The sequence below is a fragment of the Rhodococcus sp. RD6.2 genome (genome assembly GCF_001040705.1).
Taxonomy (GTDB): Bacteria; Actinomycetota; Actinomycetes; order Mycobacteriales; family Mycobacteriaceae; genus Rhodococcus_G.
Genome location: NZ_CVQP01000007.1, coordinates 415,379 through 438,556, shown reverse-complemented (window position 1 = coordinate 438,556; position 23,178 = coordinate 415,379). Strand labels below are relative to the sequence as shown.

General features: G+C 69.7%; 18 protein-coding genes. 7 read left to right on the top strand and 11 right to left on the bottom strand.

The window, feature by feature from the left end; translation table 11 throughout:
- The first annotated feature begins 99 nt into the window (after nt 1-99).
- The gene (locus RHCRD62_RS15605) at nt 100-3,294 is read left to right on the top strand and encodes an NAD-glutamate dehydrogenase domain-containing protein (RefSeq protein ID WP_084734293.1); all 3,195 of its coding nucleotides are present in this window, start codon (nt 100-102) and stop codon (nt 3,292-3,294) included.
- On the opposite strand, the gene RHCRD62_RS15600 is transcribed toward RHCRD62_RS15605, so the two are convergent.
- The gene (locus RHCRD62_RS15600; protein WP_050065613.1) at nt 3,275-4,801 is read right to left on the bottom strand and encodes a PucR family transcriptional regulator; all 1,527 of its coding nucleotides are present in this window, start codon (nt 4,799-4,801) and stop codon (nt 3,275-3,277) included. The two genes, RHCRD62_RS15605 and RHCRD62_RS15600, sit on opposite strands and share 20 nt — an antisense overlap.
- Before the next feature lie 227 nt (nt 4,802-5,028).
- Between RHCRD62_RS15600 and RHCRD62_RS15595 the strand changes: the two genes are divergently transcribed.
- From RHCRD62_RS15595 to RHCRD62_RS15570, 6 genes are all read left to right on the top strand, one after another.
- Nucleotides 5,029-6,459 (top strand): gamma-aminobutyraldehyde dehydrogenase, encoded by a 1,431-nt coding sequence (locus RHCRD62_RS15595; protein WP_050065612.1) that lies wholly within the window; start codon nt 5,029-5,031, stop codon nt 6,457-6,459.
- A 69-nt stretch (nt 6,460-6,528) separates the two neighbouring features.
- Nucleotides 6,529-7,869 carry a 4-aminobutyrate--2-oxoglutarate transaminase gene (gene gabT, locus RHCRD62_RS15590; RefSeq protein ID WP_050065611.1) on the top strand — a complete coding sequence of 447 codons (1,341 nt, stop codon included), beginning with the start codon at nt 6,529-6,531 and terminating at the stop codon, nt 7,867-7,869.
- Nucleotides 7,870-7,901: 32 nt separating this feature from the next.
- Nucleotides 7,902-9,359: an NAD-dependent succinate-semialdehyde dehydrogenase gene (locus RHCRD62_RS15585; protein ID WP_050065610.1), complete on the top strand. Its 1,458-nt coding sequence runs from the start codon at nt 7,902-7,904 to the stop codon at nt 9,357-9,359.
- A 62-nt stretch (nt 9,360-9,421) separates the two neighbouring features.
- The gene (locus RHCRD62_RS15580; RefSeq protein ID WP_050065609.1) at nt 9,422-10,303 is read left to right on the top strand and encodes a universal stress protein; all 882 of its coding nucleotides are present in this window, start codon (nt 9,422-9,424) and stop codon (nt 10,301-10,303) included.
- Between the two features lie 50 nt (nt 10,304-10,353).
- Nucleotides 10,354-11,916, top strand: coding sequence for an APC family permease (locus RHCRD62_RS15575; RefSeq protein ID WP_050065608.1), 1,563 nt, complete (start codon nt 10,354-10,356; stop codon nt 11,914-11,916).
- 148 nt (nt 11,917-12,064) lie between these two features.
- On the top strand, nt 12,065-13,429 hold the full coding sequence (locus RHCRD62_RS15570) for a flavin monoamine oxidase family protein (RefSeq protein WP_050065607.1): 1,365 nt from the start codon (nt 12,065-12,067) through the stop codon (nt 13,427-13,429).
- A gap of 332 nt (nt 13,430-13,761) precedes the next feature.
- On the opposite strand, the gene RHCRD62_RS15565 is transcribed toward RHCRD62_RS15570, so the two are convergent.
- From RHCRD62_RS15565 to RHCRD62_RS15520, 10 genes are all read right to left on the bottom strand, one after another.
- Entirely contained in the window at nt 13,762-15,120 is a 1,359-nt protein-coding gene (locus tag RHCRD62_RS15565) for a DUF6301 family protein (protein WP_050065606.1), read from the bottom strand.
- Between the two features lie 261 nt (nt 15,121-15,381).
- The gene (locus RHCRD62_RS15560; protein ID WP_253277333.1) at nt 15,382-15,612 is read right to left on the bottom strand and encodes a hypothetical protein; all 231 of its coding nucleotides are present in this window, start codon (nt 15,610-15,612) and stop codon (nt 15,382-15,384) included.
- Nucleotides 15,609-16,100, bottom strand: a complete 492-nt coding sequence (locus RHCRD62_RS15555; protein ID WP_050065855.1) for a hypothetical protein — start codon at nt 16,098-16,100, stop codon at nt 15,609-15,611. The genes RHCRD62_RS15560 and RHCRD62_RS15555 overlap by 4 nt, the downstream gene beginning before the upstream one ends.
- A 14-nt stretch (nt 16,101-16,114) precedes the next feature.
- Nucleotides 16,115-16,549 carry a hypothetical protein gene (locus RHCRD62_RS15550; RefSeq protein ID WP_050065605.1) on the bottom strand — a complete coding sequence of 145 codons (435 nt, stop codon included), beginning with the start codon at nt 16,547-16,549 and terminating at the stop codon, nt 16,115-16,117.
- Complete coding sequence (locus RHCRD62_RS15545) at nt 16,542-17,072, bottom strand: hypothetical protein (protein ID WP_084734318.1); 531 nt, start codon at nt 17,070-17,072, stop codon at nt 16,542-16,544. The genes RHCRD62_RS15550 and RHCRD62_RS15545 overlap by 8 nt, the downstream gene beginning before the upstream one ends.
- 65 nt (nt 17,073-17,137) lie before the next feature.
- Nucleotides 17,138-18,112: a porphobilinogen synthase gene (hemB, locus tag RHCRD62_RS15540; protein WP_050065604.1), complete on the bottom strand. Its 975-nt coding sequence runs from the start codon at nt 18,110-18,112 to the stop codon at nt 17,138-17,140.
- Between the two features lie 75 nt (nt 18,113-18,187).
- Nucleotides 18,188-19,759: a bifunctional uroporphyrinogen-III C-methyltransferase/uroporphyrinogen-III synthase gene (locus tag RHCRD62_RS15535; protein WP_050065603.1), complete on the bottom strand. Its 1,572-nt coding sequence runs from the start codon at nt 19,757-19,759 to the stop codon at nt 18,188-18,190.
- Nucleotides 19,760-19,885: 126 nt separating this feature from the next.
- Nucleotides 19,886-20,887 (bottom strand): hydroxymethylbilane synthase, encoded by a 1,002-nt coding sequence (gene hemC, locus RHCRD62_RS15530; protein WP_050065602.1) that lies wholly within the window; start codon nt 20,885-20,887, stop codon nt 19,886-19,888.
- Nucleotides 20,884-22,281 carry a glutamyl-tRNA reductase gene (locus RHCRD62_RS15525; RefSeq protein ID WP_050065601.1) on the bottom strand — a complete coding sequence of 466 codons (1,398 nt, stop codon included), beginning with the start codon at nt 22,279-22,281 and terminating at the stop codon, nt 20,884-20,886. Before RHCRD62_RS15525 ends, hemC begins: the two co-directional genes overlap by 4 nt.
- Nucleotides 22,278-23,123, bottom strand: coding sequence for a redox-sensing transcriptional repressor Rex (locus tag RHCRD62_RS15520; RefSeq protein WP_084734292.1), 846 nt, complete (start codon nt 23,121-23,123; stop codon nt 22,278-22,280). The genes RHCRD62_RS15525 and RHCRD62_RS15520 overlap by 4 nt, the downstream gene beginning before the upstream one ends.
- Nucleotides 23,124-23,178: the final 55 nt, after the last annotated feature.

Sequence of the window (23,178 nt, the reverse complement as noted above, 5' to 3'; positions counted from 1 at the left end):
GGCGCATCCCCACACGCCTCACACTCCGATGTGGTGGATGTGGCACAGGTCTCCCCCGAACAAGACTGGCGGCAAGCACATTCGCCTCGAGGGAGTCACATGAGTCGCGTCCTGTCGTCGGTGTCCACCGACGGTTCCGTTCCCACCAGCGCCGTCCTCGACGTGCCGACGCTCACGTTCTCGCCGACGGCCGGCAACGCGAACACGCCGGACGGGAACACGCTGCACGCCGAAGTGGTCTGGCCGCAGGGCGGTACGCCGCTCCTCGCCGACCTGGTGGCGACCTTCGCCCATCTGGACCTGTGCGTGGCCACGCACGATCTGGTGGGTGGCGACCTCGACACGGCGTCGGTCCACCGATTCACGTTCCACACCGGAGCGCTCGAGTGGGACGCGGCGACGGAGGCCCTGGTGTCCGACGCCTTCGTGGCCGCGACGACGGGCGCCGTCGAGGTGGACGGCTACCTCCGGCTCGTCGCCACCGCGGGCCTGCCGTGGCGCGAGGCCGTCGTGGTGCGTGCGCTCGCCCGATATGCCCGTCAGTGCGGACTCGAACTGTCCAGCACGTCGGTGATCGACCTCCTGGCCGCCCGGCCGGAGTACGTGCGGGCGCTGGTGGCGCTGTTCCGCGCCCGGCTCGACCCCCGACTCGAGGACCGGGACGCGGCCGTGGCCGGCGCCGAGGCCACGCTCACGGCCGCAGTCGCGGCCACCGCGACGCTCGACGAGGACCGGCTGCTGCGCGGGCTGTGGTCCGTCGTCTCGGCGACCCTGCGCACCAACTGGTTTCGGGCGCACGTACAGGACGGCGCGCCGATCGCCCTGAAGCTCGACCCGTCCCGGGTGTGCCTGCCCGCCACGGTCGTCCCGCACCGGGAGATCTTCGTCCACTCCGCCGATGTGGAGGGAAGCCATGTCCGCGGCGGGCCGATCTCGCGCGGCGGGCTGCGCTGGTCGGATCGCCGCGACGACTTCCGGACCGAGGTCCTCGGCCTGATGCGCACGCAGGTGGTGAAGAACTCGCTGATCGTGCCGATCGGGGCCAAGGGCGCGTTCGTGGTTCGAGGTACGACCGAGCCGGCTGACATCGAGAGGGCGTACTCGGCGTTCGTCGGCGCGCTCCTCGACGTGACCGACAACGTCGTCGACGGGGTCACCGTGCATCCGGCCGAGACGGTCGTCCACGACGGCCCCGACCCGTACCTCGTGGTGGCCGCCGACCGCGGAACCGCGCGCTTCTCGGACCTCGCCAACGGCATCGCCCTCGGGCGCGGCTTCTGGCTCGGGGACGCGTTCGCCTCCGGCGGGGCGACCGGATACGACCACAAGGAGATGGGCATCACCGCCCGCGGCGCCTGGTGCTCGGTGCGCCGCCATCTCGCCGAGGCGGGCACCGACGTCGACACCGACGCGTTCACGGTCGTCGGTGTCGGAGACATGTCGGGGGACGTGTTCGGCAACGGGATGCTGCTGTCGAGGCAGATCCGCCTCGTCGGCGCCTTCGACCACCGCCACGTGTTCCTCGACCCCGATCCGGACCCCGAGCAGTCGTACCGCGAACGGGAACGCCTCGCCTCCCTCGAACGCAGCAGCTGGGACGACTACGACCGCGCCGCCGTCTCGCGCGGCGGCGGAGTCTGGCCGCGGACGGCGAAGTCGATCCCGCTGTCCCCGCAGGCCCGGCGCCGCCTCGGCGTCGACGCCACCGAGTTGGCACCGCACGAGGTGATCCGCGCTCTCCTGCGCGCCCAGGTCGACCTGCTGTGGAACGGCGGCATCGGGACGTACGTGAAGGCGTCGACGGAGTCGCACACCGACGCAGCGGACCCCGCCAACGACGGGGTGCGCGTCGACGCCGACACCCTGCGCTGCCGGGCGATCGGTGAGGGCGGCAACCTCGGCCTGACCCAGCGCGCGCGGGTCGAGTACGCACTCGGCGGCGGACGCGTCAACGCCGACTTCATCGACAACGCCGCAGGCGTCGCGACCTCCGATCGCGAGGTCAATCTCAAGATCGCGCTCGACTCCGCGGTGCACTCGGGCGTCCTCTCCTCGGACGCGCGTGACGCGCTGCTCGCCGACGTGGCCGACGACATCGCACGTTCGGTCCTGGGCGACTGCGACCGGCAGACCCTGGCGATCAGCCTCGCCGAGGCCAACGCCTCGTTCCTGCTCAGCAGGCACGAGCGCCTGATCGAGAACCTCGAGGACGCCACGAGCATCGACCGGGCGGCGGACGTCCTCCCGTCACGCACCGAACTGGCGGCGCGCAGGCGCGCGGGCACGGGTCTGGTCCGTCCCGAGATCGCGGTTCTGCTCGCCCGCTCGAAGAACCTCGTTCGGAGCGAACTCCTGGACTCCGCCGATCTGGACGACCCCGCGTTCGCCGGCCTGCTCGACGAGTACTTCCCGGCTCGGATCCGCGCCGTCGCCGGACCTGATCTGCGAGGGCACCGCGTCGCCCGCGAGATCATCGCGGTGGTCGTCGCGAACCAGCTGATCGACCGCGTCGGCCCCGGGTTCATCCATCGCCTCGAGGAGCGCGCCGGTGCGACCACGGCCGAGATCGTCACCGCCTACGCGGTGGTCCGGTCCGCGTTCGACGTCGACCGGATCTGGAACGACGTCCTCGCCCTTCCCGACATCGGACGGCAGACCCGCCTGGACCTGCTGTCCGGGGTCCAGGAACTGATCGAACGCGCGACGTCCTGGCTCCTGCGGGCACGCCGCGGCGGTCACGGTGCCGCCGCGGACGGTTCCCGGCTCGCCGACGCGGTGCGCGAGCTCACCGGCGCCCTTCCCCGACTGTCCGGGCGGCTCGAATCGGACCTCGCCACGCTGCGCGTGCTGGCGCAGGCGCCCGCACTGGCGGACACGGCGGCACGCACCGGCCACCACGTGACCCGCGCCGCCCAGGCCTACCGCGAACTCGGCGCCGCGCTGGGTCTGGACTGGCTGTGCGCCGCGATCGCGGCAGACACCCAGACCGGGTACTGGGACACGATGGCCGCCGACGTGGTCACCGACGACCTCCGGGAACGCTGGCATGCACTCGTCGAGGTGATCCTGTCCGATCTCGGAGCAGACGAGCCGATCACCGCCGCCGTCGACCGGTGGCATTCCTCGAACCCGACCGGCGCGGCGCGCCTGACCTCGATGATCGACGAACTCCGTCGTGACGGCCGAGCGGACGCCGTGCGGGGCTGCGTGGTCGGCGCGGAGATCGCCCTCGCCGTGCGCACCGCCGTCGCGCCGGGCGGCGGCGTCACCGCCGTCACCCCTGTCGCGCGATGATCGCCAGCAGGAGCTCCGCCCGCACCCGCGCGACGTCGAGATCACAGCCGAGCAGGTCCTCGATCCGCGTGATGCGGCTGCGGAGTGTGTGCCGGTGGACGCCGATCGTCGCGGCGGCGGATTCCCAGTGCCCGTTCGCCTCGAGATAGGCACGCAGCGACGCCTCGAGGTCGGTGCCCTGCTCCCGGTCGTGAGCGACGAGGGGCGCGATCATCGTCTCGGCCAACTCGTCGAGGACGCGGCGGGACTCGGGGAAGGTCAGCAGCGCACTGCCGGTCATGGACTCGAACTCGACCGGCTGTCCGCCGTATGCCGCGGCCGAGGCCGTCAGTGCCGACTGCTGGACCGCGTCGGTCACGTCGTCGACCGGGTGGACGGTGCTCAGTCCGACCCGGATCGACTTCGCCTGCCGCGACCCGAGTTCACGCACCAGCCTGCGGGCGACGTCGGATCCGTCCCGACCGCGAAGCAGCGCCGTCACGCGCATCTCGTCGCGTCGGACGAAGGTCTGGCGGGCATCGGCGGTCATGATCGCGTCGACCACGTCGACGACCCGCTGGACGGCGTCGTCGGAATCGCAGAGCACGGTCATGGCCCTGATCAGCCCGTCGCTGTCCGCGGCCTGACGCATCTGTGCGCGCGCGGGAGCGAGGTTGATCTCGGTCGACAGGAGCAGCCCGATCGCCTCGCTGTTGAGCCGGTTCTGCGCGGCCCTCAGTCGATGCGGCTTCTCGAAATCCAAGGCCAGCAACGAGTTCGCGTGACCGAGCAGGATCTGTTCCACGTGTCCGAGCGAGCTGTCGCTGATCGCAGCCAGGTATCCGTGGACGACGTTGCCACCCGTGATGACCTGCACGGCGACCGTCGCGCCGGTCCTGCTCCGGGCGACGCTGCTCGCGACCGATCCCGATCCGCTCGCGGCCAGATCCGCGACCTCGGCGACGACGGCCTCGTCGACGCCGTCCGGGTACGCCTCGATGACCCGCATGGACGGATCCAGCAGCAGGACGGTCGCGGAGCAGGCCACCGACAGCTCACGAATCGTCGCGTAGACGCCTCCCTGGATCGCGGAGCGAGTCATCCGGGGCTGCGCTCGCGAGGCGCGCAGCATGGACTCGTACCGCAGCTCCGCGAGACGCTCGGTGACCTTCTTCGCCACCGCCACGAACGGCGTCGGCAGCGGCACCTCCAGCAACGGCAGGCCGTACTCGTCGGCGGCCGTGACGAGGTCCTCGGGGACCGACGGGTGGGACAGGCCGACCCCGAAGCCGACGGCCGCGACGCCGCACTCGGCAATCTTCTGCAGGTAGGCGCGGCGATCCACCGCGGACGAGGGCAACGCGATCCCTGTCGTGAGCAGCAACTCGCCACCCGAGAGCCAGCGTGCCGGATCACTCAGCTCGGTGGTCACGACGAAGGTCACGTCGGCGTCGAGCCCGCCGGCGCCCGCCATCAGCTTCAGTGCAAGTTCGGGCTGCGACAGCAACCACCTGACAGGAAGGGCCATCACGCCTCCAAGTCACCCACGGGTGTCGCGCGGACCCGCCCCGACAAAATGGCGAATCCGACCTGACCTCACTCGACATTCTGGCAGATGTCCGGAGTTGTGAAGCACCGCACATTTAGAGGACCACCGCGAGGAGATCTCACACGACGGCGTGCCGTCCAGATCTGACGGCGGTGCCAGGCACACCCGCACGGTGCCGCCCAACCGTTCGAGAGGACCGACCCACGATGACGATCGACCTGCTGAAGAACTACATCGACGGCGCCTTCGTGGATTCGGCGTCGGGCGAGACCATCGACCTCGTCAGCCCGGTCGACGAGACAGTCGTCGCCCGCACGCCGGTCTCCACCGAAGCCGACGTCGCCGCCGCCGTCGAGGCTGCCCAGCGGGCCTTCCGCACCTGGGGGCGGACCACACCCGGTCAGCGCCAGACCGCACTCCTCGCCCTCGCCGACGCCATCGAGGCGCACACCGACGAGATCGTCGAGGCGCAGTGCCGCAACACCGGCCAGCCCAAGGCCGTCGTCGCCGCAGAGGAGGTCAAGGTCGGAGCCGACCAACTCCGGTTCTTCGCCGGTGCCGCTCGCCTGCTCGAGGGCAAGTCCGCGGGCGAGTACATGGAGGGCTTCACCTCCTACGTCCGGCGTGAGCCGATCGGCGTGGTCGGTCAGGTCACTCCGTGGAACTACCCGTTCATGATGGCGATCTGGAAGATCGGGCCCGCGCTGGCGGCGGGCAACACCGTGGTCCTCAAGCCCAGCGACACCACCCCGGAGAGCACGCTCGTGCTCGCCCGCCTGTCGCAGGGCATCCTGCCCGACGGCGTCCTCAACGTGATCCTCGGCAATGCCGCCACGGGTGCCTCCCTGGTGGAACATCCGGCGCTGGGCCTGGTCTCGATCACCGGATCGGTTCGCGCCGGCATCGCCGTCGCGGTCTCCGCCGCGAAACAGGTCAAGCGCGCCCACCTCGAACTCGGCGGCAAGGCGCCCGCTGTTGTGTTCGCCGACGCCGACATCGACAAGGCTGCCGGCGGCATCGCCGAAGCGGGCATCTTCAACGGCGGCCAGGACTGCACCGCCGCGACGCGCGTGCTGGTACACGAGTCGATCCACGACGCGTTCGTCGACGCGCTGGTCGCGAAGGCCGAGGCCCTGACCCCCGGACTCCCCGACGACCCGGACGCCTTCTACGGCCCCCTCAACAACGCCGCGCACTTCGGGCGGGTCGTCGAGAAGATCGCCGCACTGCCGAGCCACGCGAAGGTGCGCACCGGCGGCAACCGGATCGGCGACACGGGCTACTTCTTCGCCCCGACGATCGTCACCGATGTCGCGCAGGACGACGCGATCGTGCAGGAGGAGACCTTCGGTCCGGTGATCACCGTCCAGTCGTTCACCGACGAGGAGCAGGCCGTCGAGATGGCCAACGGTGTGGACTACGGCCTGGCCGCGAGCGTGTGGACCCGGGACCACGGCACGGTCCAGCGCATGTCGGTCGCGCTCGACTCCGGAGCGGTGTGGATCAACTGCCACATCCCGCTGGTCGCCGAGATGCCGCACGGCGGGTTCAAGCAGTCCGGCTACGGCAAGGACCTGTCCGCGTACGGCGTCGAGGACTACACCCGCCTCAAGCACGTCATGAGCGCCCACGACTGAGCGCGCACACCTGAGCGCCGACCGACCGATTCACCTTTTCGCACAAGAGATTCCGAAGGACCAATCCGCATGAGCACCATCGAGTACCGCCTGCCCCAGAAGCGCGCCCTGGTCACCCCGCTGCCCGGCCCGAAGTCCGCCGCGCTCACCGCACGCCGCCGCGCCGCGGTCGCGGCCGGTGTCGGATCCAGCGTCCCGGTCTACGCTGCCGACGCCGACGGCGGCGTGATCGTCGACGTCGACGGCAACTCCCTGATCGACATGGGCTCCGGAATCGCGGTCACCAACGTCGGCGCGTCCGACCCGAAGGTCGCCGCCGCGGTCGCCGAGCAGGCCGGCCGGTTCACCCACACCTGCTTCATGGTCACCCCGTACGAGAGCTACATCCAGGTCGCCGAGGAACTCGCCGTCCTGACGCCCGGCGACCACGAGAAGCGCACCGTGCTGTTCAACTCGGGAGCCGAGGCCGTCGAGAACGCGATCAAGGTCGCGCGCCTGGCCACCGGCCGCGACGCGGTCGTCGCCTTCGACCACGCGTACCACGGTCGCACCAACCTGACGATGGCGCTGACCGCCAAGTCGATGCCCTACAAGACGAACTTCGGTCCGTTCGCTCCGGAGATCTACCGGATGCCGATGTCGTACCCGTTCCGCGACCAGCCCGGACTGACCGGTCAGCAGGCCGCGCGGCGCGCGATCACCCAGATCGAGAAGCAGATCGGCGCCGAGTCGCTCGCCGCGATCATCATCGAGCCCATCCAGGGCGAGGGCGGCTTCATCGTGCCGGCCGAGGGCTTCCTCCCGACGCTTGTCGAGTGGGCTCGCGAGAACGGTGTGGTGTTCATCGCCGACGAGGTCCAGTCCGGCTTCGCCCGCACCGGCGACTGGTTCGCATCCGACGCCGAGGGCATCGTCCCGGACATCGTCACGATGGCGAAGGGCATCGCGGGCGGCATGCCGCTGTCCGCGATCACCGGCCGCGCCGACCTGCTCGACAAGGTTCACCCGGGCGGACTGGGCGGCACCTACGGCGGCAACCCGGTCGCCTGCGCCGCCGCGCTCGCCGCGATCGAGGCGATGCGCGAGAACGACCTGCCCGCCCGTGCCCGCCACATCGGCGAGGTCGCGACGACGCGTCTGCGCGCGCTCGCCGACGAGGTTCCGGCGATCGGCGAGGTCCGCGGCCGCGGGGCGATGCTCGCCGTCGAGTTCGTCAAGCCCGGCACCGACGAGCCGGACGCCGCCGTCACCAAGGACATCGCGGCCCGTGCCCTGGAGCAGGGCGTGATCCTGCTGACCTGCGGCACCTACGGCAACGTCATCCGGCTCCTGCCGCCGCTGGTGATCGGGGACGAGCTGCTCGACGACGCGCTCACCGTCATCGAGGGCGCGATCCGCGCCGCCGTCTGACCTTCCGTCCGCCCTCTCGAACAGGACCGATCATGAACAGCATCGACAGCCTCCTCGCCTCCGTCCCCACCCGCCTGTGGATCGACGGCGCCGCGACCGACCCCGTCGACGGCGGCTCGTTCGCCGTGCTGAACCCGGCGACGGGTGAGCGCATCGCCGAGGTCGCCGACGCGACCGGCAAGGACGCGCTCGCGGCACTGGACGCGGCGTGCCGCGTCCAGGCACAGTGGGCGGCCACGTCCCCGCGCGAGCGGTCGGCGATCCTGCGCCGGGCGTGGGAGCTGGTCACCGCGCGCACCGAGGATTTCGCGCTGCTGATGACGCTCGAGATGGGCAAGACCCTCGCCGAGGCTCGCGGCGAAGTCGCGTACGGAAGCGAGTTCCTGCGCTGGTTCAGCGAGGAGGCGGTGCGGATCCAGGGTCGGTTCACCCAGGCGCCGTCCGGCAACGGCCGGATCCTGGTGACGAGGGAGCCGGTCGGCCCGTGCCTGGCCGTCACCCCGTGGAACTTCCCGCTGGCGATGGGCACCCGGAAGATCGGGCCCGCCCTCGCCGCGGGATGCACGGTCATCGTCAAGCCGGCGGAGGACACTCCGCTGACGATGCTGCTGCTCGCGGAGGCCTTCGCCGAGGCGGGGCTCCCGGCCGGTGTCCTGTCCGTGCTTCCGACCTTCGACGCCGCCGGCGTGACGGCACCCCTGCTGGCCGATCCGCGGCTGCGGAAGGTCACCTTCACCGGCTCGACCCGCGTCGGCAAGATCCTCATCGAGCAGTCCGCCGACCAAGTGCTGCGCACCTCGATGGAGCTCGGTGGCAACGCCCCGTTCATCGTCTTCGACGACGCCGACCTCGACAGTGCCGTCGAGGGCGCGATGGCCGCGAAGATGCGCAACGGCGGCGAGGCGTGCACGGCTGCGAACCGATTCCTCGTGCACAACGACGTGCGTGAGGAGTTCACTGCGGCACTCACCGCGCGGATCGCGGCGACCAAGGTCGGCGCCGGTCACCTGGACGGATCTCAGCTCGGTCCGCTGATCAACGAGAAGCAGCGCAACGCGGTCGCGTCCCTGGTCGACGAGGCCGTCGCCGCGGGTGCGCGCGTGCGGACCGGCGGCCACGTCATCGACGGACCCGGCTGGTTCTACGAGCCCACGGTGCTCGACGAGGTTCCCGCCGACGCGCGGATCGTCCGCGAGGAGATCTTCGGACCGGTCGCCGTGATCCGCGGTTTCGACACCGAAGACGAGGCGATCACGGCGGCCAACGCCACCGAATACGGTCTGGCAGCGTACTTCTACACCCGCGACCTGGACCGGGCGATGCGGGTGGCCGGGGCCCTCGAATCCGGGATGGTCGGCATCAACCGCGGCGTGATCTCGGACCCGGCCGCCCCGTTCGGCGGGGTCAAGCAGTCGGGACTCGGAAGCGAGGGCGGCGTCGAAGGAATCGACGAGTACCTCGTGACGAAGTACATCGCCCTGTCTGCCTGAGTGCACCGCGGGCCTGCGTTCACCGCCGGCCCGAATTCCCCACTACCCGAACGGAGTTCCCCATGCGCCTGGTGGTCGGCTATCTCGCCACTCCGAGTGGTGCGGACGGTCTGGCACTCGGTGTGCGTCTCGCACGCAGCCTCAGCGCCACCCTCGACATCTGCATGATCGTCCCGCCGGACCGGACGGTACCCACCCGGGTGCCGACCGATCCCGGCTACGACAGTGTGCTGGTCCGGCAGGCGAACCGGTGGCTCGCCGAGGCCCGTGCCACGGTCCCCGAGGACGTCGACACCGAGGTGCACCTGTGCTTCGACGACTCGTTCGCACAGGGCCTGCTGAACGAGGCCGCGCGACTCGGCGCCCAGGCCATCGTCATCGGCGCTGCCGGCGACGGACTGATCGGGCGGCACGGCATCGGCACCATCGCGAGCAGCCTGCTGCACTCGTCGCACGTGCCGATCGCGCTGGCACCACGCGGAACCCGCACCCACGACGTACCGAAGGTCCGGGAGGTCACCTGCGCGATCGGCGAACGTGAGGGCGCAGACGTGGTGCTGCGCACGGCCGCTCGGGCCTGTGAACGCACCGACACCCCGCTCCGGCTGGTGTCCCTGGTCGCCCTCGACCGGCACCCGAAGGCGGACACCGACGCGGCCGCTCACGCCGCCGCCGTCGCCCACACCCGGCAGGTGCTGGACCGGTCCAGGGAGCTCATCGACAATGATGACGTCCGCGTGACAACCGAACTTGCGGAAGGCGATTCGGTCGAAACCGCAGTCGGAACACTCACCTGGCACGAGGGCGACATCGTCCTCGTCGGATCGAGCCGGCTCGCCCAGACCCACCGCCTGTTCCTCGGATCGACGGCATCGAAGATGCTGCGCGTCCTCCCCGTACCCATGGTCGTCGTCCCGAAGTCGGCCGACCACCTCGACCACTAGACCCGTCTCGCTCGATCGCACCACGCGAAAGCCCACTCTGGAGCAACCCAATGGCTGAATCACCGACACCGATCGCCACCGGTGGACAACTCGACAAGGGCTTGGCCGCCAACAAGATCGGAACGCTCAGCGGAGCGGTTCTCGGCATCTCGTGCGTCGCCCCCGGCTACACGCTCACCGCGAGCATCGGTCTGATCGTCGCGGCGGTGGGCCTGAAAATGCCCGCCATCCTCATCGCGGGGTTCGTCCCGATGTTCCTGACGGCCTACGCCTATCGGGAACTCAACCGCGACACACCGGACTGCGGCGCCTCGTTCACGTGGTCCACCAAGGCGTTCGGTCCGTACGTCGGGTGGATGGCCGGCTGGGGCATGGTCGTGGCAACGATCATCGTGCTGTCCAACCTCGCGGCCATCGCGGTCCAGTTCTTCTATCTGTTCCTGGCCCGACTGTTCGACACCCCGAACATCGCAGACCTGGCCTCGAACAAGGCCGTCAACATCGGGACCACCCTGCTGTTCCTGGCGATCGCCACCTGGATCTCGGGTCGCGGCATCACCACGAGCGAGCGGGTCCAGTACGTTCTCGTCGGCTTCCAGATGCTGGTGCTCCTGGCCTTCGTGGTGGTGGCGTTCACCAAGGTCGCCTCCGGTGACGCTCCCGGGAACCTGGCGTTCGACCTGGACTGGTTCAACCCGTTCACCGGCCTGGCGATCACCGCGTTCGCGGTCGGCCTGACCGGCTCGATCTTCGCGTTCTGGGGCTGGGACACCTGCCTGACCCTGGGCGAGGAGTGCAAGGATCCCGAGCGCACCCCCGGCCGCGCCGGCCTGCTGAGCGTGCTGTCGATCCTGGTCACCTACCTGCTCGTGGCGGTCGCGGCGATGATGTACGCGGGCGTCGGCGACACGGGACTCGGGCTCGGCAACCCGGACAACTCGGAGAACGTCTTCGGCGCCCTCGCCGAGCCGATCCTCAGCCACTGGGGTGGCATGCTGCTGTTCCTCGCGGTCCTCGCGTCCTCCGCGGCGAGTCTGCAGACCACGTTCCTGCCCGCGGCACGCACCATGCTCGCCATGGGTGCGTACGGCGCGTTCCCCAAGCGACTGTCCCGGATCAACCCGCGCTTCCTGGTGCCCACCTACGCGACCGTCGTCGCGGGCGTCCTCACCGGCGCGTTCTACACGATCGTCACGCTACTGTCCGAGCACACCCTTCTCGACACGATCGCCGCACTGGGCATCATGATCTGCTGGTACTACGGCATCACCGCCTTCGCGTGCGTGTGGTACTTCCGGCACGAACTGTTCAGCAGCGTCCGCAACTTCGTGTTCAAGCTCCTGTTCCCCCTCCTGGGCGGGATCATGCTGCTGGTGGTGTTCGCCATCTCGGTCGTCGAGAGCATGAACCCCGAGAACGGGAGCGGAACCGCGATCGGTGGCATCGGCCTCGTCTTCTACATGGGATTCGGCCTGCTCGCCCTCGGCGTGGTGCTGATGTTCGTGATGCGAGCCCGCAGCCCCGAGTTCTTCCGCGGCGAGGTGCTCAACCGCTCGACGCCCGCCCTGGGTGAGGACCTCGTGCCCGTCGGCACCGGGTCCGTGCGGCAGTGACGCCCGCCTTCCCCTGACACACCGTTCCGGCCCGTCCGCGGTGCCCAGATTCGACGAATCGGCGCGCCACCCCGGTGTCGCTTCGGCCGAGAATTGACCAACGACCCCGTCGAGATCCCGCATCTCGTTTCCGATCGAGGAGTTCCCCTTGCCCACAATCACTCGTGACGTCGTCGTCGTCGGCGCCGGGCCGTCCGGTCTCACCGCCGCAGCCGAGCTGAAGAAGGCCGGACTGACCGTCGCCGTTCTGGAAGCCCGTGACCGCGTCGGCGGCCGCACCTGGACCGGCACGATCGACGGGGCCATGCTCGAGATCGGCGGCCAGTGGGTCTCCCCCGACCAGACGGCCCTGTACGAGACCCTGGAGTCGCTCGGCCTCACCACCTACGAGCGTTACCGGGAAGGCGACTCCGTCTACATCGCGCCGAACGGCGAGCGGACGGTGTATTCCGGCGACAGCTTCCCCGTGTCCGAGTCGACACAGGCCGAGATGGACCGGCTCATCGGAATCCTCGACGAGCTGACCGCCGAGATCGGCGCCGACGAGCCGTGGGCGCATCCGCGCGCTCGGGAACTCGACACCGTGTCGTTCTCCCGGTGGCTGGCCGACCAGTGCGACGACGCCGAGGCCCGCAACAACATCGGCCTGTTCGTCGCGGGCGGGATGCTGACCAAGCCCGCGCACGCGTTCTCGGCGCTGCAGGCCGTGCTGATGGCGGCTTCCGCCGGATCGTTCAGCAACCTCGTGAACGAGGACTTCATCCTCGACCGCCGCGTTGTCGGCGGCATGCAGCAGGTCTCGATCCTGCTCGCGGAGCAGCTCGGTGACGACGTTCATCTCGGCGCACCGGTGCGCACGGTCCACTGGAACGAGGACGGCGTGCGAGTCGAGGCCGACGGCGGCATCGAGGTCCACGCGAAGCGCGTCGTTCTCGCGGTCCCGCCGAACCTGTACAGCCGCATCTCGTTCGACCCGCCGCTGCCGCGCCGCCAGCACCAGATGCACCAGCACCAGTCGATCGGACTGGTCATCAAGGTCCACGCCGTGTACGAGACCCCGTTCTGGCGGGAGGACGGCCTGTCCGGGACGAGCTTCAGCTCGGCGGAAATCGTCCAGGAGGTGTACGACAACACCAACCACGGCGACACCCGCGGCACCCTGGTCGCGTTCGTGGCCGACGAGAAGGCCGACGCGATGTTCGAGCTGTCCGCGGAGGAGCGCAAGAGCCGCATCCTCGAGTCGATCGCGCGGTTCCTCGGCCCGAAGGCGAAGGATGCCGTCGTCTACTACGAGTCCGACTGGGGCTCCGAGGAATGGACCCGCGGCGCCTACGCGTGCAGCTACGACCTCGGCGGACTGCACCGCTACGGGCGCGACAACCGCACGCCCGTCGGGCCGATCCACTTCTCCTGCTCCGACATCGCCGGAGCCGGCTACCAGCACGTCGACGGCGCGATCCGAATGGGCCGCCGCACCGCGGCCGCGATCGTCGAGGCGGCACAGCCCGCCTGATTGATTCCCCCTCAGGGACCCACACGAAAGGGTGTCGTCCGGTCATCACGACCGGACGGCACCCTTTTGCTGCGGTGGACTCTGCTGATGGGCTTCCCTGCCTCCGAACCGCTGGACGACCTGGGTGGCCGCCTCCCTTCGCCCCACCACGCCGGTTTGTGCGCATCGTGGCCCCACTGATCGGCGGCTGGTCTCGTCCCGACGCTGTGCCTCGTGGAGGGCGGCGAGGTACGCAGCGGACCTGCCAGCACAGATCACCGCGGTCGCCCCGGAAACCGAGGCACCGCGCCGTGCCAATGCGGATCGGACAGAGGTATGGACCAGCGCTCGGTTCATCCGGTAAATCCCAGCCGGATCGTGTCCAGCGTCTGGGTGCCCTGCGGGGTCCACGCCACCATTTCCAGGTCCGTGGGGGACGCGACGCCGAACTTCCGCAATGCCGCAGTGGTTTCCGCGGCGATCAGGCGGCCTGACTTGAGTTCGGGTGGGTACGTCTGCTTGAACGGCTCGGCCCCTGGAAGGTGAATCTGCAGTCCTGCACCATCGTCTGCGAACCAACCGTGAATGAAGGTTCCGGGGTCCTCGGCCACCCGAAATCCCCACACAACCGCGGTCGCATACGGAGCGAGCAGCGGCAGGTCATACGCGAGCGAGGGGAACAATTTCGTGATGTAGTCGTCGAGCATCGACCACGTCTCCGCGCGTCGTTCCGGGACCCACCAATCCCGGGTCCCGAAGCGGGCTCCGTCGGCGCCAGTGGTCATCCGCCAGCTCTCCGGCGGGTTCCAGTCTTCACCCCACTTCCACTCCCAGTACTCCAACCCCTCGACGGCCTCGGTTGGTGTAACGGAGAAGTGCAGACCGCTACCGGTTTCCAGCGTGTAGGTGACGTCCGCTCCGCGCCAGATCGCCTGTGTGTCAGGACCTCCGACGACAGGCGGCGGCCCGAGCAACTCGACGCACAACCGGAGCGCGGCAGCGTAGGCCTCCGGCATGACTCGCCACGACAGCGACTGGCGCAGAGTCAGTCGCCAGTACGTTCCGAAACCCCACCGGTCGGGATCCATGTATTCCTTGGTCCGACTGGCATGCAACGAGGCTCGCAGTGCTTCCCCGTTCAGTTCGGCTACCAGATCCTCTCGGAACAGACGCCCTTCGCTGATGTCGATCGGCCACCCGACCGCGTCGAACACCGGTTCCAGATCGGATCGGGACCACGACCCCAAGTGCGCGTTGGCGATTCGCGGTAGCGCGGCGAGGAACGGCGCAAAATCCGTGCGCTGCGCATCCTGTTCCTGCCCTGCCCGAAGTGCTGCTTCACTCGACCTGTGCGCATCAGGGCTGATCAGACGGAAGTACACACGGTCCGTCGGGCGGTGCAGTTCGACAACCACCTGCGGCGACACCCAGACAAGAACTCCCTCGACGATGCTGGGGTCAGGCTCGCCCCAAGCCTCGATCAGCTCCGTACGAAGTGCAGCGGACGCCGTCCACAGCGCGTCGCGCCCAGGATCGTCCACTGAGTCGAAATCGATGTCCGCGATATCAACCATCACGACGTCGATTTCGGTGCTCGTCTCCGAGTACAACGCCGAACCATGCAACTTCGAACCACGCAACGTGATCGGGGCGAGCAGGCTCTGCAACTGCTCGATATCGCTGGCCGACCACGACCATTCGAATCGCTCCACCCCCCGCGCCACTCGCATCGCTTCAGCAACATCAAACACAGCCGATTCGCTCATGCGGCGCGACGCTACTATCAGCCACCGACACCCTGACCGTGCATGGAAGGACCCCGCGCTCGGCGAATTGCTCGACCAGTAACTGCAATTCCGCCGACGCCGCCACCACGATGCACACATCGCAAGTGCCGCAACGACGGCGGTGACGCCGGGAATCGTTCGAACACTGGACAGACCTGAACCCGGTCTACAAGCAGTGGACGAATGTCAGCGGCGGCGACGCCACACGTCCAGCACCGCGAGGCCCGCGACGAGCACCGCGGCGGACGCACCCGCGATCCACGACCCCGACCAGTGGGTTCCGGTGAAGGCAGGCGCACCCTCGACCATCGGTTCGAACTCCGACGTCGACACCCCGACGTTCCAACACCACACTGCGACGACGACGGCCACCACGGCCAGCGTCACCATCACGACGTCACGCACCCGACCGGTCACTGCCCGCTCCCCTCGCCACGCGTCACCACGGACTCCAGCACCGCCCGCAAGCCGTCGCCGTCCCTGGCCCACGCCCGTACCGTGTCCCCGCCGGCCAGACGCAGCCCGATCGGGGTCCGGCGTCGCGGCACCCCGGACAGTTCGCCGAGCACCCGGGCAGTCTCCCACGGCTGAAGATCCTCGTCCTGCGGGTCCGCGGGCGGCAGCACCTCCGCGATGTCGGCAAGGGCGACCGTCTCGGTCCCGCACCGCAGATCGGACGCGGTCACCTCGACGCTCGCGTGCCTGCGGGCCGCGAGCACCTGCAGCGCAACGAATCCGGCCAGGACGGCCGCGAACAGCGCCAACCCGAAGACGTGCACACCCGCGCCCACGAACACATCCGCGATCAGCACGACGAGGCAGAGGATCGGACCGAGTGCGACCGTGCGCCACCGTCCCCCCGGCTCGGTGAACACCGCGACTTCGGGCGCCCCCTCGTCAGTCACCGACGGCCCCGCTGTCACGCACGAACGAACCAGTCCCGCGTCGACGGCAGGTACACCAGGACCGCCGCCGCGGCCATCAGCAGGGCGCACAGGAGCATCTGGGTCTGCCCGACTCCGACGGCCACCGCCAGCAACTGGACCATCACGTACACCCCGGTCAGCGCGACCTCGGCTCGCCGGAACCGGGCGTCGCCCGCCCGAACCGGGCCCGCGAGAAACCCGGTACCGAGTCCGACGGCGATCCCGAGCGCCCCGGACCCGCGCAGCAGTGTCACGAGCGAACTCGCCACATCCGGTTCCGCGCCCGCCTCGATCAGGTGGGTGCGCACCGCGTCACCCGATGCCGTCAGCGCCAACAACCCGAACAGCACCAGCAGTGCCGCGGCGACGAGCCACAGCCAGTACGCCACATCGACGGGACGCGGCCGCGCGCCCTCCCGCTCACTCATCGGGAACACGGAAGGCGGGAAGGAAGTATCGGTTCGACTCGGCGCGATGCAGCAGCACGATGGCACCGACCGAGAGCACGGCCTGCAGGATGCCCGCGGCACCCGACACCATCGCCGCGCCGCCACCCCCGCCCGCGAGACCGAACAGGCTGGGGAGCGCGAACACCACCATGAGCGAGCCGATCATGGTCACGAGCATCCGCGCCCAGTTCCGGCCCGCCCGCATCTTGAACACGAACAGCAGGTACAGCGCCGTCACGCACAGGCCGATCAACGCCGTCACGCCGAGGCCGAGCACCACGACGGTTTCTGCAGTGTCGCGACCGACCTGCACCGCCGGGTCCTGCGCGGCGACCTCCTTCAGCAGCTGGTCCACGAACGACTCGCGGTCGGCGAACACCGCAACCAGAGTCGCGATCATGTTGACGACCCCGAGAACGGCCACGGCGCACAGCAACTGGAAGGCCGTGACGACATCGACGGGCGTCGGCTGGGGTTCGGGCGCTGCGGGCGGCTGCGGCAATGGCGACTGAGTGGGCGGCCACTGATTCTGCGGCGGCCACGGATTCTGCCCCGGCTGCGGCTCCGTCACAATCGGCCCGCCACTTCCGCGGCCCAATAGGTGAGCACGATGTCGGCACCGGCCCGGCGGATGCTGAGCAGCGACTCGAGGATCGCCGCGTCGCGGTCGATCCAGCCGTTCTGCGCTGCCGCCGTGATCATCGAATATTCACCCGAGATCTGGTAAGCGGCAACCGGAACCGTGGACAGGTCGGCGACCTCCCGCAGCACGTCCAGGTAACTCATCGCGGGCTTGACCATCACGATGTCCGCGCCCTCGTCGAGGTCCAACTCCACCTCGCGCACCGACTCGCGGCGGTTCGCCGGGTCCTGCTGGTAGGTCCGGCGGTCGCCCTCGAGCGACGACCCGACCGCCTCCCGGAACGGGCCGTAGAACGCCGACGCGTACTTCGCGGAGTACGCCAGGAGGCCGGTGTTCGTGAACCCGGCGTCGTCGAGACCCTCGCGGATCGCCGCGACCTGCCCGTCCATCATGCCGCTGGGACCGAGGAGGTGCGCACCCGATTCCGCCTGCGCCACAGCCATGTCCACGTAGCGGCTCAGGGTGGCGTCGTTGTCGACGACACCGCCCTCGGTGAGCACGCCACAATGCCCGTGCGAGGTGAACTCGTCGAGACAGGTGTCCGCCATGAGAACGGTCGCGTCGCCGAGTTCGTCACGCAGCGCGCGCAGTCCGCGGTTGAGAATGCCATCGGGATCGGTGGCACCCGACCCGTTCGCGTCCTTGTCCTCCGGCCGCGGAACGCCGAACAACATCAGACCACCGACACCGGCGTCGACGGCCTCGGTCGCCGCGTGCCGCAACGAGTCGAGGGTGTGTTGGTACACACCGGGCATCGACGAGATCTCCCGCGGAGCGTCGATGCCGTCGGCCACGAACATCGGCAGCACCAGATGCCGCGGTTCCAGCGAGGTCTCGGCGACAAGCCGCCGTAGCGCGGGGGTGCCGCGCAGGCGTCGGGGTCGTGCGGCCGGGAACAAGGAGGACTCCCTTCGGTCGGCCCGTGGGTCCTTGCGCTCCGTCAGGGACCGAAAGGACTCACGGGCGCGTAGCGCCTATCGCCTGCGGGACTTCTTGCGCGGGGGCGGCAGTGCGCCCTCGGCGCGCAGCCGGGCGGCGTGCTCGGCGAGCGCCTCGACCAGCGGACCGACCTGCGCCGACTCCGGCTGCACGTCCACCCGCAGGCCGAACTCGATCGCCGTCTCCGCCGTCTTCGGCCCGATGCACGCAACGATAGTGCGCGCGTGCGGCTTTCCTGCGATGCCGACCAGGTTCCGGACCGTCGACGACGATGTGAAGCACACCGCGTCGAATCCACCGGTCTTGATCATCTCGCGGGTCTCGGCCGGCGGCGGCGCCGCCCGCACCGTCCGGTACGCCGTGACGTCGTCGATCTCCCAGCCACGCTGACGCAGCCCCTCCGCGAGGGTCTCCGTCGCGATGTCCGCACGCGGCAACAGGACTCGGTTGACCGGGTCGAAGACGTCGTCGTACGGCGCGAACTCGGCCAGCAGGCCCTCCGACGACTGCTCACCCGACGGCACCAGCTCGGGGTTGATGCCGAAGCTGCGAACCTTGTCGGCAGTCGCCTGCCCGACGCACGCGATCTTCACACCGGAGAACGCGCGGGCGTCGAGACCGAACTCCTCGAACTTCTCCCACACCGCACGCACCGCGTTCGTGGAGGTGAACACCACCCACTGGTAGCGGCCGTCGACGAGACCCTTGACGGCGCGTTCCATCTGCGCGGGACTGCGCGGCGGCTCGACGGCGATCGTCGGCACCTCGATGGGAATCGCGCCGTGTGTGACGAGCCGATCGCTCATCTCGCCCGCCTGGTCCTTGGTGCGCGGCACCAGCACGGTCCAGCCGTACAGGGCACGCGACTCCCACCACGACATCTTGTTGCGGTGCGTGACGACCTTGCCGACCGTGACGATCAGCGGGCCGACCAGTTCCGACCCGGCCTCGTTGAGCGTCGCCAGCGTCGCCTCGACGGTGCGCTGCTGACGCGTCGTGCCGCGGACCGTGATCGCGACCGGGGTCTGCGGGGCCAGTCCGTGCTCGACGAGCGCGCTCGCGGCCTCGGCCAGGTGCGCGGCGCCCGCATGCAGGACCAGCGGTCCCGGTGCGGCAGCCACCGACGCCCAGTCGACCTCGCCCCGCACGTCGACCTCGGTGTGCGTCGCACCGAGCGCCATACCGGCGTAGCTCGGCACCGCCGCACCCGACGGCAGACCCGGCAGGATCTCGAAGACGACCTGCGTGCGGGCCACGGCGTTGACCTCGGCGATCACCGAATCGGTGGTCAGCGGGTCGCCGGCGACCAGTCGGACCACGTCCTGCCCGGCCTTCGCCTCGTGGACGAGTGTCTTCGCGACCTCGGCGGGCTCGCCGAGCGCGGGCCGGACCTCGGTGATCGGGTTCTCGGGGTCCTCCTCCACACCGGCGACCCGCAGTGCGGTACCGACCAGTGCGGTGACGCCGCGGTCGACGTCGGGGTCGGTGAACGCCAGTGTGGCGTTGGCCAGTACGTCGCGGGCGCGGACGGTGAGCAGGGCCGGATCTCCAGGGCCCGATCCCACGAACAGGATCCGTCCGGGGGTGTTCTTTCGGACTCGGCTCATCGGTTGTTCTCCAGTGCGTTCAAAAAGCAGGTGTTCAGGGGTACTGCATCGAGGGATACCGCGTGCCGGAGCGGGTGCGACGGACACGCGCAGTGTTTCGACCATCCGCCGGGCGGCCACCACAGGTCAGTCATCTCCGCCCCCCTTGTCCTCGGCTTCGGCTGCAGTCATCAGGTCACGCGCGCCGAGTTCGAGCAGTTCGCGCGCAACCGCCCGACCCAACTCCTCGGCACGGTCCGGCGACCCGACCGCGGACGCCCGGATGGAGTCCGACCCGTCGACGGCGGCCGCGCAACCGCGTACCGACAACTCGTCGAAGATCCGGCCATCGTCGTCCAGCGACTCGACGACCTCCGCGATCGCGCCGACCGGCGCGGTGCAGCCGGCCTCGAGTTCGGCGAGCAGTGCGCGTTCGGCGACCACCGCGGCGCGGGTCGCGGCATCGTCCAGTGCGGCGAGCACCGCGATCAGCTCCGGGTCGTCCGCGCGGCACTCCACCGCGAGGGCACCCTGCGACGGCGCGGGCAGCATCTGCACCGGCTCGAGCGTCTCGGTGATCGCGTCGAGGCGACCGATCCGGGACAGTCCGGCGCGGGCGATGACAATGGCGTCCAGCTCGCCGGACGCGACCTTGCCGAGTCGGGTGTCGATGTTCCCTCGCAGCGGCTGGATGTCCAGCCCGAGGCCGAGGGCACGCAACTGGGCGCGGCGGCGCGGCGCCGACGTGCCGACCCGCGAACCCGGAGGCAGTTCGCCGAGCACCATCCCGTCGCGGGCGACCAGCGCGTCACGCGGATCCTCACGCGGCGGCACGGCCGCGATGACCAGGTCGTCGGGTTGTGCCGTCGGCAGGTCCTTGTACGAGTGGACGGCGACGTCGACGTCCCCGGCGAGCAGCGCCTCGCGCAGCTCCGCGACGAACACTCCGACGCCGATGCGCTGCACCGGACCAGCGGTGACATCGCCCTTCGTCGTGATGATCACCAGTTCGGCGGGCTGACCGGCCGCGATCAACGCGTCCCGGACCATCCCCGACTGCGTGGTCGCGAGCAGGCTGCCGCGCGTACCGATGCGCAAGGTCCTGCGGGTCGTCCCGGTGCCGGTGACCGACGGCGCCGACGCGTTCATTCCTGTGCCCCCATCGTCCAGACGTCCGTACCGGAGAAGTCGTCGGTCCGTTCCACGGCCCGCATCTCCATCGGAGTTGCGACCGCCTCCGCGCTGCCCGGCGCCAGCTCGAAGAGCTCCCGCAGGGCCGCGGCGTAGGTGTCGCCTCCCGGCTTCGTCGCCAACTGCTTGACCCGGACCGTCGGTGCATGCAGCAGCTTGTCGACAACACGGCGCACCGTGCGGGCCACCTCGTCACGCTGGGGATCATCGAGACCCGGCAGCCGCGACTCGAGGCGCAACAGCTCACTCTCGACGACATCCGCCGCCCGCTGTCGCAGCGCGGTCACCGTCGGCGTCACCTCGGCCAGTCGCTGCCCGGCCAGATAGGTCGCGAGCTCGCCGGCGACGATCTCGCGGGCCGCGTTCGCGTCCGCCGCGGCCGCGCCCGCCGCCGGGTCCGACTTCATCGTCTCGATGTCGAGCAGGGTCACCCCGGGCAGCCCTGCGACAGCGGGTTCCACGTCTCGGGGCAGTCCCAGGTCGCAGACCACCAGCGGGCGCTGGGCCGCATTGCGTGCAGCGAGTGCCAGGTGCGCGTCGGCGAGGGTGACCACAGCACCGACCGCGCCGGTACACGCCACCAGCACATCGGCCTCCGAGAGCGCCGAGGCCAGGTCGGACAGTTCGACGGTGGCGGCGGCGACGCCTGTGGCCCGCACGGTGTCCGCGAGGTGCTCCGCACGCTCACGGGTCCGGTTGGCGACGATCACCCGACCGATTCCGGCCCGCGTCAGGTAGGCGACGGACAACCCGCCCATCGAGCCTGCACCGACGACGACCGCAGTGCGGCCCGTGAGACCGCCCTCCTCGCCCGGCGCGGCCAGGATGCCGGCGGCGCGGTCCAACGCCACGGACACCACCGACGACCCGGCGCGGTCGATACCCGTTTCCGTGTGGACGCGCTTGCCGACCCGCAACGCCTGCTGGGCCAGTTCGTGCAGCACCCGGCCCGCGGCACGGTGCGTGTCGGACACCGCGTACGCCGTCCGGATCTGGCCGAGGATCTGCTGCTCCCCCACCACCATCGAATCGAGACCGCTCGCCACCGCGAACAGGTGCTCCGCGGCGGCCTCGCTGTACCGGACGTACGTGTGCTTCGTGAGGTCCGAGAACTCCAGACCGGAATGACGGGACATCGCCTCGCCGACAGCGGCGAGCGCACCGTGGAAGGCATCGACGACGGCGTAGATCTCCACTCGGTTGCACGTCGAGACGATCATCGTCTCCGAGATGTGCGGGGATTCCAGCAGCGTGTCGATCAGCTTCGGCCGATCCGTGTCGGCAACCGCAACCCGCTCGAGGACGGGGACGGGAGCGCTTTGATGCGAAATCCCGACGAGGAGAACACTCACGGCGCGATCACCGATCCATTCGTTGTCGAACCCAGAGCTGTCGAGGTCGAGCGGGACGCGCGCGGCGACCCACCCCCGATGCCGACGGCCGCGGGTGCGGCGTCCGCTTCGGTCTTGCGTGCACTGCGGAAGGACAGCACCTGCATCTCCGCGGCGAGGTCTACTCGTCGAACCTCGACGTGGGCGGGCACCTCCAACGGAGTCGCGGCGAAACTGAGGATGCACCGGACACCGGCAGCGACGAGGTCGTCGCACACCTGCTGAGCGACGTCGTCGGGCGTAGCGACCACACCGATCGTCGCGTCGAGTTCACGGCAGGCGCCGACGAGGTCCGCGGTGTCACGGACGGCGAGTCCGTCGATATCGATGCCGATCCGCTCGGCGCCGGAGTCGAACAGCCCGACCATCGTGAATCCGCGTCGACCGAAACCGCCGTAACGGGCCAGTGCCTCGCCGAGCTTGCCGACGCCGACGAGGACCACGCGGTGACCCTGGTCGAGCCCGAGTCCGGCCTCGATGCGGGAGCGCAGCCGCGCGACGTCGTAGCCGACACCCCGGACACCGTTGGGCCCGAGGAACGACAGGTCCTTGCGCAGCTTCGCCGACCCGACGCCGGACGCCGTGGCGAGTTCCTCGCTGGAGACGATGTGGATTCCGTCGTCGGCCATGACACCGAGCACCCGAAGGTAGGTCGCGAGCCGCGTCACCGTTGCCTGGGGAAGGTCACGGACCGACTCTCGTGTGTCCGTACCGGAAGACATTTCAGCCCCTGCGGCGTCACGGGCGGACAGCCCGTGCGGCTGGTGCTGATCTGTCACGTCGGTGGCTCCTCGTCCTGCCATGCACATGGCCGGACATCACGTTGATCCGGGGGGTCTTGCCCCCACGGTAACCGCT

Bases quoted from the DNA above. Each gene is read 5' to 3' on its own strand.
- RHCRD62_RS15605 (WP_084734293.1), top strand. From the start codon at position 100: ATGAGTCGCGTCCTGTCGTCGGTGTCCACCGACGGTTCCGTTCCCACC.
- RHCRD62_RS15600 (WP_050065613.1), bottom strand. From the start codon at position 4,801: ATGGCCCTTCCTGTCAGGTGGTTGCTGTCGCAGCCCGAACTTGCACTG.
- RHCRD62_RS15595 (WP_050065612.1), top strand. From the start codon at position 5,029: ATGACGATCGACCTGCTGAAGAACTACATCGACGGCGCCTTCGTGGAT.
- gabT (WP_050065611.1), top strand. From the start codon at position 6,529: ATGAGCACCATCGAGTACCGCCTGCCCCAGAAGCGCGCCCTGGTCACC.
- RHCRD62_RS15585 (WP_050065610.1), top strand. From the start codon at position 7,902: ATGAACAGCATCGACAGCCTCCTCGCCTCCGTCCCCACCCGCCTGTGG.
- RHCRD62_RS15580 (WP_050065609.1), top strand. From the start codon at position 9,422: ATGCGCCTGGTGGTCGGCTATCTCGCCACTCCGAGTGGTGCGGACGGT.
- RHCRD62_RS15575 (WP_050065608.1), top strand. From the start codon at position 10,354: ATGGCTGAATCACCGACACCGATCGCCACCGGTGGACAACTCGACAAG.
- RHCRD62_RS15550 (WP_050065605.1), bottom strand. From the start codon at position 16,549: ATGAGTGAGCGGGAGGGCGCGCGGCCGCGTCCCGTCGATGTGGCGTAC.
- RHCRD62_RS15535 (WP_050065603.1), bottom strand. From the start codon at position 19,759: ATGAGCCGAGTCCGAAAGAACACCCCCGGACGGATCCTGTTCGTGGGA.
- hemC (WP_050065602.1), bottom strand. From the start codon at position 20,887: ATGAACGCGTCGGCGCCGTCGGTCACCGGCACCGGGACGACCCGCAGG.
- RHCRD62_RS15520 (WP_084734292.1), bottom strand. From the start codon at position 23,123: ATGGCAGGACGAGGAGCCACCGACGTGACAGATCAGCACCAGCCGCAC.